The following is a 13,047-nucleotide window of genomic DNA, read 5'->3' as shown; positions in this document are numbered from 1 at the left end:
AGGGTGCGCCCCGCGAGCAGCTCGTAGAGCAGGATGCCGGCCGAGTAGACATCCGACGCGCCGCTCGAGCGTCCGCGGCTGATCAGCTCCGGCGACATGTAGAGCGGTGTGCCGAGCAGTCCGGTCGTCTGCCGCGTGCGCTCATCCACCACCGAGGCGATCCCGAAGTCCGTCACCCGCACGACATCGCGGGCGCCGGGCTGCCACGGCTCGGTGAGGAGCACATTGTCCGGCTTGATGTCGCGGTGCGCGACCCCCTGCTCGTGCGCGGCGGCGAGCGCGTCGAAGACCTCGGACGTCACCGTCAGGGCATCCGCCGCGGGGAGCGTCTTCGACTCGCTCAGGGCGTCGCGCAGTGAGCCGCCGGGGATGTGATCCATGACGATGGCGAGGGTCTCGCCCTCCACCACGAGATCGCGGACGGCGACGATGCCCGGGTGCCGGAGCCCGATCAGCACCGACCGCTCCCGGATGAACCGCTCCACGAGCGTCGGGTCCTTGGTGTGCTCCGGCTTCAGGATCTTCGCGGCGAAGCGGGGGCCGTCGGCCGTCGTCTCTGCGAGCCAGACATCCCCCGCCGCTCCCGCGCCGACATGCTGCACGAGGCGGTACCCGGCCCCGAGGGCGTCGCCCGGTCGTGGCTGAACCATCGATTTCCCCTCCTTCTCCGTCTTCTGGCATATTGTATTGTGCATTTGATGCGATAAGAGTCTGTCCGAGACCGCGCGCATCGCCGATCGCCATCCGAGGGGGACCTGATCTTGAGCTTCTCTGCGCGCTCTCGCAGCGCACGCTTCCGTCACCGGACGTTCGCCGGTCTGGGCGGAGCCGCCCTGCTGGCGCTGCTCGCGGGATGCGCGCCGACGGCGGGCACGCCCGATTCGTCCTCGCGGGTGCTTCAGTCCGTCCACGTCGCTCTCACGTCGGACGGTTCTGTGCGGGCCATCGACGGCAAAGCGGTCTACCTCGATGCCGAGTCCAAAGAGACGACGAGCACCGAGACGTCTTACCGGGCGGAGGAGGTCGTCGACGACCTCCCGGTCCGGGTGATCACCCAGTACCGCACCGACAAGAGATCCGGCTCCGATCTCTCCGACCTGAAGGGCTACACCGGCCGTCTCGAACTCAGTGTCGCCGTCGAGAACCTGACCGTCGCTCCCCGGACCGTCTTCTACGACGTCGCCGGGTCCAAGCGCACCGCACCGGCGCTCGTCGGCGCCCCGCTCAGCATCGTGGCCTCGACCACCCTGGGCACCACCGGCCCCTCCGTCGTGATCGTCGGCGGCGACGACAACGGAACGACCAACGGTGTCGTCAGCTCCAGCCCCGTCGGGGACGCGGTGGGGCAGTGGGCGTCGATCCTCGCTCCGCCGCAGACCGGCGCGACAGCCCGGTTCTCCCTCGCGGCCGATGTCAAGGACTTCGCCGTGCCCCGCATCGACCTCGCCCTGCAACCGGGCATCCACACCGATCTCTCCTTCGAGGGTGTCCTCGGATCGGCGTTCGACACCAGCCCCACCTCAGCGCTGGGCCTGCAGCAGCGCACTATCACCGTCATCGCCGACGTCAACGCGATCCTCAGCCGGGCCGGCGTGACCATCACCGAGGTGCGGGACAATCTCGACGACACGGCCAAGACGCTGGGCGTGCGAACGGCGCAGGACCTTCGTGGCAGCAGCGAGTCGCTCACCGCGAGCATGCGCTCCCTCGGCGAGCAGCTGACGGGGCTGCAGCGGGATCTCCACTCCTCGGTGAGCAGCACCGAGAGCGCCATGTCCGCGCAACTGCGCAGCACCGTCGACTCGATGGTCGCGATGCTCGGCGACACCTGGGGAACCCCGCCGTCCCTCCTGGAGGGCGACGGCTGCGCGGCGACCGTGAGCACACCGGAGGCGGGAAGCACCATGTACTCCAGCCTCCTCCAGCTCGCAGGGCAGCTTGACGCCTATGCGCAGGCCAACGAGGGCTGCCGGGACCGGATCGTCGCCGACCTTCAGCGGACGGTCGGGCCGGAGGAACCCGCTGACGCCGCCTGCGCCGAGCCGTCGGCGACCTGTGCGCTGTACGACGCCGGTGTCACGGCGACCCAGACGATGATCCAGCTCGTCGCCCGCGGCCAGGAGCTGATCGGCTCGCTCGACTCGAAATTCGTCCACGATGCGGTGTCGCACTATGGGACGGTCTCCGACGACATCGACACGGTGATCGCGCGGTTGGGCACCCTGCGAGAGACCATCCCGACGCCCGCTGTTCTCGCCGCGGTCTCCGACCGGCTCGACGACGCCATCGTGGGGCTCGAAGCATTCGATACCCTGCACGCCGTGGCCGGCGCCCAGCTCGCCGAGCTCGGAGGCGCGGGGGAGCCCGGCTCGATCCTCGCCCAGAACGCGGCCCTGGCGGCGGCCCTCTGTCAGATCCCCGAGGCCGACGGGGTTCTCGACGCCGCTCAGCGCGACGAACTCCGGTCCTACCTCACCGGCACCGCCTGTGACGGCGTCACGTCGTTGACGGCTCCGGCCGGCTATTCCGCGGCCCTCGACGCGCGGCTGGACGCCCAGGCCACGGCGTGGACGACGGTCCACAAGGCGACCGACCCCGACGACGCGAACTCGGCCCTCGGCCGGGTGCGGGCTGCGCTGAAGGCCGCGCAGAAGGCTCTGACGGCCGCGCAGTCGACCGACGCCGACCAGCGGGGGAAGCTGCTGGCAGCGCTGGATCTGGCCGACGCGCAGGCGAGCGCCGTCCGAACGGACGCGGACACTCTGCGCGGTGACCTCCTCGCCGTCTCTCAGCAGCAGGACACCCTCGCGGCGGCCATCGCCGAGGCCTTCCAGGACGCCGCCGACGACACGAACAGCCGGGTCGCGGAGACCGTGAGCGATCAGATCCGGGTGGTCTCTGAGCAGGGCCGCCTCAGCCGTGAGGCGCTGACCGACTCGTACGACCGCACGATCGCCGGGCTGACCTCGACCTCCGATCGCGTGCTCGACGAGTCCGGCCGGATGATCGACCAGCAGAAGCGCAAGCTCGCCGAGACCGACGCGAAGGCGACGGCCGCGCTCAGCGAGCGGACGGCGGAGGCCCTCGACGGCATCGCTCGCAGCACCACCGCTTCCGCGCTGGATGTCGTGTCGGCGACCGCCTTGCTCCAGGGCGTCCTGCTCGACCTCGGCGACCGGTCGTCGGGCGGGGCCGGGCTGCTGGGGGCGATGTCGGCCAGCGCGGCCAAATCGGACACCGCCGATTTCCAGCTCGCGCTCGCTTCCCAGAACGCGGCCGGCTACGCGAACATCCGCGCTGAGGACATCGCGGGCATCTTGCTCGGACAGGCCCAATTCTCGGCGGCGCTGGACGAAGCCGCCGCCTACCCGCCCTTCCACCTGACGGTGCCGTCGGGGGCGAGCTGGCAGACCATCTACTCGTTCCAGATCGGCGGAGGCCAGTGAGCATGCACAGTCGAAGGGTCGCGCCCGGGAGAGGCTGGACCCGCAAGCGGGTCCTGATCGCTGCGGGCGGCGTGGTCGGCGTCGCCGCAGTCATCGCCGCGACCGCCGTCGCCCTGCGGGCGACGGCCAGCGACGCCGCCGATCCGGTCGCCGTGACGGTCCCGGTCGCGCTCTCCGGCGTCCCGGTCCCGAAGGACACCCGCATCGGCGTGATCGTCACGCTCGGCGGCTCGGCCGAAGGGTCCGAGTGGAACGGGGCCGCTCAGGGCGCCCGCGTCGCCCAGCAGCGGCTGGCGCTCGGCGGGACCGCGGTCGACCTCGTCTCCGAGGACGACCACGGAACGGCCGACGGGGGCAAGGAGGCTGTCCGGCGGCTCGTCGGCAAGGGCGTCTCCGGCATCGTGATCGCCTCCTCGGGCTCCCACCTGAGCGGTGCGGTCGCCGCGGCCTCGGCCGCGGGCGTGCCGGTGATCCTGCCCTACGCGCCGCTGCCCTCCAGCGCCGCGAAGGCGGAGGGCAGCTGGACGTTCGCCCCGACCGCCAAAGCGGAGCGCGAGGCACTGACGAAGGCGGTCGGCGCAGCCCAGCGCCCCTTGCACATCGACGCCGGGCCGAGGCTGCCGGACGGCTTCGCGGAGGCCGACCGGATCGCGCTCCAGCAGGGCGCCGACCTCCAGGCGCTGGCGGTCGAGATCGCCCGGCGGACCGAGGCGGATGCGACGACCAACGGCGTCTACCTCGGCGTCCCCGCGGAGGGGGGGACGTCTCCCGGGCAGCAGCCCGGCACAGCGAACGACGCCGTCATCGTCAGCGGAGCGCCCGGGCAGCAGGCCGCGATCGTGCGAGCCTTGCAGTCCAGGAACGTCGGCGTGCCGATCATCCTGACGGGCTCGGCGACCGGTCCGGCCTTCGCCGCGGCACTCGCGGCTCAGGGCGGGAGCGTCGCCACGAACCTCCAGACCGTCGGCGCTGCGTGGGGCGACCCCATCGCGCTCGACGCGACGGCCGCGGGCCGGGGGATGTCGGCCTTCCTGGCCGGAAACCGCCTGCTCGCTCAGGACCCCGGAGCCAAGAACCTCACCGGTGAAGCGGCGTTCGCCACGGTCGCCCCCGCGGCGGACGCGCGCAGCCACGACGCGGTCCTCTCCCTGGTCCGTGCCGTCTGCGCTGCGGACAGCATGGACCCCTCCCGCGTCGCCTCCGCCCTCGGAGACTCCGCGCTCGGTCCCCAGAACGGCGGAGCCGGACCCACGCTCGACTTCTCGCGTCCGTCGGCGCTCGCCGGCCCCGTCACACCGCTCGCGGCCAGTGGACAGGACCTGGCACTGCGCCCGGCCGCCGCCGGCACCGGCGGCGGGGTGTCTCTGGTCTGGTTCCCCGAACCGTCCGGGCGCTAGGCGCGACACGACCAAGGGAGGCCGCTGTGCGGGTGGTGATCGATATCGACGGTCGGCGCGAGGCGGTCGAGCTGGGCCGATGGGCTCCGACGGCGACCGTCGCCGAACTCGTGAGGGCGACAGGCGGGCATCGTCTGGAGGAAGGGGAGCGGCTCTTCGTGGACGGCGTGGCCGTGACAGCGACGACCGAACTGCGCGACCTCGTCCTTCTGGAGGGGTCGCTCGTCTCCGCGAAGCCGGGTCGCGTGCTTGCCCGGGTGGCAGGGTGGAGCGTCTCGCTCTCCGGTGGCGAGGCCGTCGGCGGCATCGTGCCCGTCCTGGACCACCGCGAGCTCGTGGTCGGGCGCTCCCCGCAGGCCGATGTTGCGCTCCACACCGAGAGCGCCTCCTGGAGCCATTGCACTCTGTCGCTCGAGGGGGACGGGGTGCGAATCCGCGACAGCGGTTCGACGAACGGCACCATCGTCGATGGTCGCCGCATCGACGCAGAGGGCGAGCTGCTCACCGGGCCGGCCACCGTCCTGGTCGGCGGCGCTGTCCTCAGCGTCCGCCCCGCGCTCGCCGAGACGCCCACCCCGGCCCCGGGTTCGCTGCCCAATCTGACACCGGCGGCGACCGCGCCCTTCAACCGCCCGCCGCGGTCGGGCCGTCCGGCGGAGACGGAACCCGTCGTCCCCCTGAGGCCGAAGGATGTTCCGCCGGCGTCGAAGTTTAATGTCATCACCGTGCTCGCCCCGCTCGTCCTCGCCGGTGCGATGGTCATGATCATGGGCGACGCGCGCTTCGCGCTCTTCGCCGCGCTCAGCCCGGTGATGGCCATCGGCATGTGGTTCGAGCAGAAGCACCGCCGGGCGCGCACCCTCAAAGAGGAGGAGCGCTTCGACCGGGCGCTTCAGGAGTTCCGCTCCGACATCGCGGCGACGGAACGGCTGCGGAGGCAGGAGCTCATCCCGGACCCGGTTGTCACGCTGAGGCGCGCCGAGCTCCCGTCCACGCTCCTCTGGCAGCGCCGGCCCGACTCCGACGACTTCCTCGCGCTGCACGCCGGCGTGGGCGATGCGCCCTGGCGGCCGGAGGTGGACCAGACCGGCGTCCAGCGGCTCGACGACCGGGTGCGGACGGCGCTCGAGGAGAGCCATCTCGTCATGGCGCCGGTGCTGGTTGGTGGACCTGACCGACGCCGGTGTGGTCGGGATCGTCGGCGAGCGGGCTGGCGCCCTCGCGCTGGCCAGGAGCCTCCTTCTTCAAGCGGCCGTCCACTGCGGTCCCGCCGACCTCACGATCGGGGTGTTCTGCGACCAGGGCCGGGAGGCGGAGTGGTCGTGGGCCTCCTGGCTGCCGCACACCCGGCAGGTCGGCGGCAGCGGGAGACAGCGCTGGCTGTCGGCGCGGCGCGAGGCCAGCGCGACCATGCTGCGCGGTCTGCACGAGGGCATCGACTCCCTGCCGACGCCGGGCCTTCTCGTGGTGCTCGACTCCGAGGTCCTCACGGAGGGACGGGACGCCCCCGGTCGCGCCCTGCTCGGGCACGGCCGCTCGATGTCGGACGCTCCGCGGCGCGCCGAACGGCAGACGAGGGTGAGCGGGATCGTCATCGCGACCACCGCCGACCAGCTCCCGGCGGTATGCACCACGGTGATCGAGGTCGGTCGGGACGCTTCGGCCACGGTCCGGAGCCCCGAGGACCTCTCGACGGTGGACGATGTCATCCTCGCCGGCGTCGGCCCGGAGACCGCCGAGGAGGGCGCACGCCGTCTCGCGCACTTCGACGACCCCGAGTTCATCGTGCCCGGCGCGTCGCTGCCCTCGCTGGTGCGTCTTCCGGAACTGCTCGACGCCGGGAGCCTCGATGCGGAGGCGGTGCGCCGGATGTGGGAGGCACCGACCGGTTTCTCGACCCCGATCGGCTCCGGCGAGAGCGGGGCGTTCACCCTCGACCTGGTCAAGGACGGGCCACACGGCCTCGTCGGCGGGACGACGGGCTCCGGCAAGAGCGAGTTCCTCCGCTCCTTCGTGGCGGGCCTCGCGGCCAGGAACGATCCGACCCGGCTGAACTTCATTCTGATCGACTTCAAGGGCGGGGCCGCTTACAAAGCGTGCGAGCGCCTGCCGCACACCATCGGCACGATCAGCAACCTCGACGAGCAGCTCGCCGACCGCGCTCTGCGCGCTCTCGAGGCCGAGATGCAGCGCCGGCAGCGTCTGTTCGCGGCGGCGGGGGAGGATGTCGACAACCTCGACGCCTATCTCGCGACGAAACCGGCCGAACCGCTTCCGCGGCTCCTTCTCGTCATCGACGAGTTCGCGATGCTCGCCAAGGACTTCCCGGACGTCCTCGCCTCCCTGGTCAGCGTCGGCGCGGTCGGCCGGACGCTCGGCGTCCACATGATCCTCGCGACGCAGCGACCCGCGGGCGTGGTCAACGAGGACATCCTGGCGAACACGAACCTCCGTGTCGCTCTGCGCGTGCAGAGCAGGGAGGACTCCTCGAACGTCATCGGCGTCCCCTCCGCCTCCGCCATCGGCCGCGCGCAGACGGGGCGGGCTTATGTCAAGCTCGGACAGGACGACATCACGCCGGTGCAGACGGCCCTCGTCACTGGACGCGCGCAGCAGGAGACGGCGGAGGCCGTCGAGGTGCAGCTGCTGGACGCGTTCGGCGTGCCGATCCCCCTCCGCGGCACGCCGGCCAAAGCCGATGCGATGGCGCGACCGACCTCGACGACCTCATCGACGCTGTCGTCGCCGCGAACGCGCAGGCCGGGTTCGCGCCACCTCGTCAGGTCTGGCCCGAGGCGCTGGGCGAGGCAGTGGCGCTCGGGGAGATCGCCGGGATGAGCGGAAACCTCATCGCCGTCTCCCTCGCCGACGAACCCGATTTGCAGCGGCAGACCCCCTCCGGCTGGGATCTGGGCCAGGGCAATCTGATGCTGATGGGCATCGCCGGAAGCGGCACCAGCACGACGCTCTCCAGCATCGCGCTCACCGCAGCCGCGGAGACGTCTCCGGAGGACCTCGACATCCTGTGCCTCGACATGGGCTCCCGTGACCTCGCCCCGCTCGCTGAGCTGCCGCACATCGTCGCCTATGTCGGCTCCGGCGCGGGCGCCAAGGAGAAGCAGACACGGTTCCTGCGGCACCTGCTCGCCGAGTTCGAGCGACGCCGCTCCTCCGACGAGGGGACGCATCGCCGCGCCCTCGTCCTGCTCGACGGGCTGGCGACGCTCCGCGACGAGTTCCAGGACTACCACGGACAGGAGCTGCTCGACGGTCTCTACCGTGTGTACGCCGACGGTCCGAGCGTCGGGATGTGGTTCGCCGTCTCGACGACCCGTGCCAAGGCCGTTCCCTCGGCGATGGACGAGGTGACCACCCAGAAGTGGCTCTTCCGGCTCGCCGACGCCTACGACTATTCGGCGCTGGGCGTTCGAGGCACATCCATCCCCGCAGCGGTGCCCGGCCGGTATGTCGACACGACGACCCTGTCGCAGAGTCATGTCGCGATCCCGGCCGACGGCCTCGCGAGCGCGGTGGACGCGGTCGCGGGCCGGTGGGCGGCCATCGGTGCGAAGCGCGATGTCATCGGGAGCCTGCCCGACCGGATCACCGTGGCGGAGCTCGGCGCCGCTGCGACCATCGAGGGCGAGCCCTGGCCCATCCCGGTGGGCGTTCGCGAGGACACGCTCGCACCGGCCATGCTCGAGGTGTACGAAGAGGAGCATCTTCTCATCGCCGGGCCGTCGCGCTCGGGCAAGTCGACGCTGCTCCTCGCGGTCGCCGAGACTGTGCGTGCGTCGGGAGGCCAGGTCTGGGGAATCCACGACCGCCGATCCCCGCTCGCTACGGCCGAACTGGACCGGACCGCGGGGAGCGCCGAGGAGATCCCGGCCCTCGTGGCCTCGCTCCGGCTGGAGGCCGGGCCGGTCGTCCTGCTGATCGACGACGCGGAACGGGTCGAGGATACGGACCAGTCGATCGCTTCGCTGATCTCCGGTCAGCGCCCGGGGCTGTGCATCGTCGCGGCCGGCCGGAGCGGCGAGCTCCGGAGCCTCTACAGCCACTGGACGAAGGAGGTCCGCAAGGCCCGCTGCGGCGTGCTGCTCCAGCCGGACCTCGGCTATGACGGCGACCTCCTCGGCGCCTCGCTTCCGAGCCGGGCTCCGGTCGCCGTCACTCCGGGCCGTGGATACGCCTGCTCTGGGGGTGTTGTGGTGTTGGTTCAGTCGGTGAGTCCGACTGGAACTTGACATGAGAGATTCTGTATTGGAAGGATCGGGGTGGTAAGTGGTTTTGGTCCGGTTGGGCCGTTATGAGGGGAGTGGAATGATGTCGCGTGTGCTTTCGACCGAGCAGGCGAAGACGGCTATCCGTCAGATTCAGTCGATTGTGAATGGGGGTTCACGGATCAGATCTCTCAGTTGGATGCTCAGGGTCGGATTCTGTCTGACTCCGCTGTGTGGGATGGGCCGTTGGCGGCGAGGTTCCGGGGGTCGACGTGGCCGGAGACGAAGGCTGCGTTGGATAAGGCGAGGCAGGAGCTTGAGGAGCTTCGGACGCAGCTTGATCGTATTTCGCAGGATATTTTCACTGCTGGTGGCGGGTTCTGAACCGGCGCTGAGTGATTTGATCGCCCCCGCCGGACGGCGGGGGCGATCTCTTGTCTCAGTGGAAGGGGCAAGAACGGCATTCCTGCCCAAGCCCTAGCCGTGCCCGGTCGATGAAAGGACCATGCCGGCAAACTCCACCTGCGCACCTGGCCGAGGAGCGCTCTGGCTCCACCGCTTCTTCAGGGTGTCAGGGCGCAGCGGGCGCCGGAACCGGAAGAACCGACACCGTGTTGTCCGCATTGTTAGCGACGTAGGCGTTCTTTCCATCCGGAGCAGCCGCGACAGCCATCGGGGATTTACCGACCGGGATTGTGGAGGTGACTTTCTGCGAGGCGGCATCGATCACCGACACCGTGTTGGCGGCCCCGTTGGTGACGTACGCGATCTTCCAATCCGGACCGACTGCGACCGCCGTCGGAGCCTGGCCCACCGGGATCGTGAAAACGACCTCCTGCGATGACTGATGGATCACCGATACCATGTTGTCATCTTGGTTGACGGCATACACATTCTCTGAATTCGGACCGACTGCGACTGCGACCGGGGAATGGCCAACCGCGATCGGAGAAGGAGTGGTTTCCGCGAAAGCCGCGGCTGTCCCGCCGAAAGGCACTGTGACGAGCATCACAGCAAAAACTATTCCCCATCGTGCCTGGCGCGCAGCTAGAGACCGAGACCGGGGAGTGGATACAACAGTGGAAGAGATCACGTTCATGGGGTTTGTAATAGCACATGGCCGAGCAAAATGCAATCAAAAAATTTGACGAGATGCGGGTCTGGCGATCAGTCGATCGGCAGCGGGTCCGCTCGCTGGGTGTGGATCACGCCGGTGGCGACGCCGCGGCGGGTGCGCGAGCGGTCGATCCCGAACGAGACCAGTGCGACCGTGAGGCCCGCCGTGGCCAGGACGACGCCCACGGCGATCGGGGAGAGGTAGCCGAACCCCGCCGCGATCGTGAGGCCGCCGAGGAAGGCGCCCGCGGCGTTGGCGAGGTTCAGCGCCGAGTGGTTGAGGGCCGCGGCGATCGACTGGCTCTCATGGGCGACATCCATCAGGCGCGTCTGGATGGCGGGCGAGAGAGCCGTGCTGGCCGCCGAGACGACGACGAGAGAGAGGAGCAGCCCCACCAGGCTGGCGGCGGTGACCAGCAGGGCCACCAGCCCCAGCAGGAGGGCGGCGAACGACAGGAGCATACTGCGCTGGACGCTGCGGTCCGCCATCCAGCCGCCCAGGATGTTGCCGGCAGTCATCCCGATGCCGATGAGCACGAGGATGAGCGGCACCGACGACTCCGGGAGGCCGGTCACCGTCGTCGCCATCGGGGCCACGTAGGTGTAGGCCGCGAAGAACCCGCCGAAGCCGATCGCTCCGATGAGGAGGGCGAGCCACACCTGCAGCCTGCCGAACGCCTTCAGCTCGTTCCGCAGCGTCGCCGCCGGGTCGCCTGCCTGCCATGGCACGAGGGCGGCGACCGCGGCGAAGGTCAGCGCGAAGATCGCAGCGACGGCGAGGGAGGCGAGACGCCAGCCGTGCGCCTGGCCGATCCCGGTGATGATGGGGACGCCGATCACGTTCGCGATCGTCAGGCCGGAGAGGACGAAGGCGACCCCCTGCCCACGCTTGCCCGGGCCCATGAGCGTGGCGGCGACGAGGGAGGCGATGCCGAAGTAGGCGCCGTGCGGGAGCGCGGAGAGGAACCGGGCGGCCAGGACGAGCGGGAACGTCGGGGCGAACGCCGTCGCGGCGGTTCCGAGCGTGAACGCGACCAGCAACCAGAGCAGCAGCGTCTTCCGCGGCCAGCGCGCGGCCAGCGCGGCGATCGTCGGCGCGCCGGTGACCACGCCGAGCGCGTAGGCGGAGATGATCCATCCGGCCTGCGCGTTCGCGTCCGCCGGGGATGCCGCATACAACTGTGGGAGCAGATCGTGGGCGATGTTCGGCAGCAGTCCCATCGCGACGAACTCCGTCGAACCGATGCCGAAACCGCCCAGGGCCAGGGCCAGGAGGGCAAGACGGGTTCGGGCCGGCGACATCCGCGTCGGCCCGTCGATGACTGGGTTCATCCGGTCAGTGTATATCGAATCGTTTCGATGCCGTGGCTAGGGGTTGCGCCCCTCGCACCGGACGCCGCTCGGCGCAGAGAGCGCTGTTGCGATGGTCCGGGCAGGCGCTCGTCTCTGGTCTCGTGGCGGCGCTGGGGTCTAAGGTTGGCCCGAAACCGGCGATCGGGCTGGAACGACGGCGAAGTGACGGGGAGAACGATGCGAGGCTACGGCAGAGGGAGCGGGGTGGCATCGCGGTTCGCTGGCGCGGTCATTGCGGTGATCGTGTGTGCAGGGGCGACCGCTGGGTGCGTGTCGACATCGGGGGGCGTCAGCGTTTCGGCGTCGCCGACCGTGGGCGAAGGACCGCTGCGGGAGCCGATGGCCGCGATCTCCGCCCGTCTGCTCGCGAGCAAAGCGGTCGCTGCGTACAAAGCCGCGCGGGGTGTGCCGATCTCGGACCCGCAACGCGAAGCCGAGGTCATCGCCTCCGCGGCGAAGACCTCAGCGGAGAAGGGCGTTGACGTGGCCCGCGCTCAGAAAGTGGTTTCGGATCAGATTCAGGCGAGCAAGATCGTTCAGGAAGGCTTTCAGGCGCTCTGGAGAGAGTCCCAGGGAACACCGCCGGCGAATCCGTCGCTCGAACAGGCCCGCGAGACTATCACGGCAGCGACGACAGCGATCGTCGGCGCCCTGGGCCGTCCCACGATCTGCCCCATCGAAGGCGCAGCTGTCGCCCGCATCGTGGCAGAACTGCACAGCGCCGGCCTCGACTCGGCCACGAGCGACCGTGCGGTGCGAACAGCAACCGCATCGCTCTGCGCCGGGTAGCACGCTGGGCCGTTTCCCGCGCTGCGCGCACGCCGCCCTTGCGCAGGGCCCCGCCTCTAGTCGTTCTGCAGCAGAATCCCGTCCTGGATCGCCCGTTTCCGCAGCGCCACCTTGGTGCCGACGTCGTAGCCGGCGACGCGGTACTTCTCGCGGATGCGCTTCAGATAGCTCTTCGCGGTCTCGTCGGAGATGCCGAGCTGGAAAGCGACGGCTTTCACCGGCTCTCCGGCGCCGTAGAGGGCCATGACGCGGCGCTCCTGGGCGCTGAGCTTGGGGGCGCCGCCGACCTCGCCGGCGTTGAGAGCGAGATCGAGCTCGGCGGAGATGAACGACTCGCCCTTGCTCGCCGCGCGGATCGCTTCGACGATCATGACCGCGTCCTCGCTCTTGACGAGGTAGCCGAGAGCGCCTGCGGCGAGGGCCTCGCGGACGACGGCGGGCTCCGAGTAGGTGCTCATGAGCACGGTGCGCACACCGGTCGTCTTGAGCGTGGAGAGCTTGAGGGAGACCGGGATGTTGTCCTTGAGGTCCAGATCGAGCAGGACGACATCGACCGGAAACTCGGGATGGGTCAGCAGCTCGGGCCAGCTGGCGACGGCGGCCACCATGCTGATGTCGTCCGCGGCATTGCGTATCCATTCGGTGAGAGCCCCGAGCAACATCTTATGATCATCGACGATCGCGATTCTGATGGGGGGTTCCTCGCTCATGGGCAGCCTTTCT

General features: G+C 70.0%; 8 protein-coding genes and 2 pseudogenes. 6 read left to right on the top strand and 4 right to left on the bottom strand.

All coding sequences use genetic code 11. From position 1 onward, the window contains the following. Positions 1-47 precede the first annotated feature (47 nt). Positions 48-650 (bottom strand): annotated as a pseudogene (locus O159_RS15895) (serine/threonine-protein kinase); the annotation flags it as partial. Between the two features lie 111 nt (positions 651-761). Here O159_RS15895 and O159_RS09925 point away from each other — a divergent pair. The 5 genes and pseudogenes from O159_RS09925 to O159_RS15880 all read left to right on the top strand — a co-directional run bounded on the left by O159_RS09925 (position 762) and on the right by O159_RS15880 (position 9,090). Next, positions 762-3,446, top strand: a complete 2,685-nt coding sequence (locus O159_RS09925) for a hypothetical protein (protein WP_021755672.1) — start codon at positions 762-764, stop codon at positions 3,444-3,446. Positions 3,447-3,448: 2 nt separating this feature from the next. Continuing rightward, positions 3,449-4,843, top strand: coding sequence for an ABC transporter substrate-binding protein (locus tag O159_RS09920; protein ID WP_043993685.1), 1,395 nt, complete (start codon positions 3,449-3,451; stop codon positions 4,841-4,843). 26 nt (positions 4,844-4,869) lie between these two features. After that, positions 4,870-5,334 (top strand): annotated as a pseudogene (locus O159_RS16605) (FHA domain-containing protein); the annotation flags it as partial. A 673-nt stretch (positions 5,335-6,007) separates the two neighbouring features. Continuing rightward, entirely contained in the window at positions 6,008-7,681 is a 1,674-nt protein-coding gene (locus O159_RS15885; protein ID WP_236609581.1) for an FtsK/SpoIIIE domain-containing protein, read from the top strand. Continuing rightward, positions 7,678-9,090 (top strand): FtsK/SpoIIIE domain-containing protein, encoded by a 1,413-nt coding sequence (locus tag O159_RS15880; protein WP_236609580.1) that lies wholly within the window; start codon positions 7,678-7,680, stop codon positions 9,088-9,090. Before O159_RS15885 ends, O159_RS15880 begins: the two co-directional genes overlap by 4 nt. 547 nt (positions 9,091-9,637) lie before the next feature. On the opposite strand, the gene O159_RS09905 is transcribed toward O159_RS15880, so the two are convergent. Then, on the bottom strand, positions 9,638-10,075 hold the full coding sequence (locus tag O159_RS09905) for a YncE family protein (protein ID WP_021755669.1): 438 nt from the start codon (positions 10,073-10,075) through the stop codon (positions 9,638-9,640). A gap of 158 nt (positions 10,076-10,233) precedes the next feature. Next, a complete protein-coding gene (locus O159_RS09900; RefSeq protein ID WP_021755668.1) occupies positions 10,234-11,514 on the bottom strand; it encodes an MFS transporter in 1,281 nt (426 codons plus the stop codon). 291 nt (positions 11,515-11,805) lie between these two features. Here O159_RS09900 and aroQ point away from each other — a divergent pair, with 291 nt between their 5' ends. Next, positions 11,806-12,324, top strand: coding sequence for a gamma subclass chorismate mutase AroQ (aroQ, locus tag O159_RS14155; RefSeq protein WP_169725684.1), 519 nt, complete (start codon positions 11,806-11,808; stop codon positions 12,322-12,324). A 56-nt stretch (positions 12,325-12,380) separates the two neighbouring features. On the opposite strand, the gene O159_RS09890 is transcribed toward aroQ, so the two are convergent. After that, complete coding sequence (locus O159_RS09890) at positions 12,381-13,034, bottom strand: response regulator (RefSeq protein WP_021755666.1); 654 nt, start codon at positions 13,032-13,034, stop codon at positions 12,381-12,383. Positions 13,035-13,047: the final 13 nt, after the last annotated feature.

Origin of the sequence: Leifsonia xyli subsp. cynodontis DSM 46306, assembly GCF_000470775.1 — a bacterium.
Lineage (GTDB): Bacteria > Actinomycetota > Actinomycetes > Actinomycetales > Microbacteriaceae > Leifsonia > Leifsonia cynodontis.
Note: the sequence above shows the minus strand (reverse complement) of the source record. Positions and strands in the feature narration are given on the sequence as shown.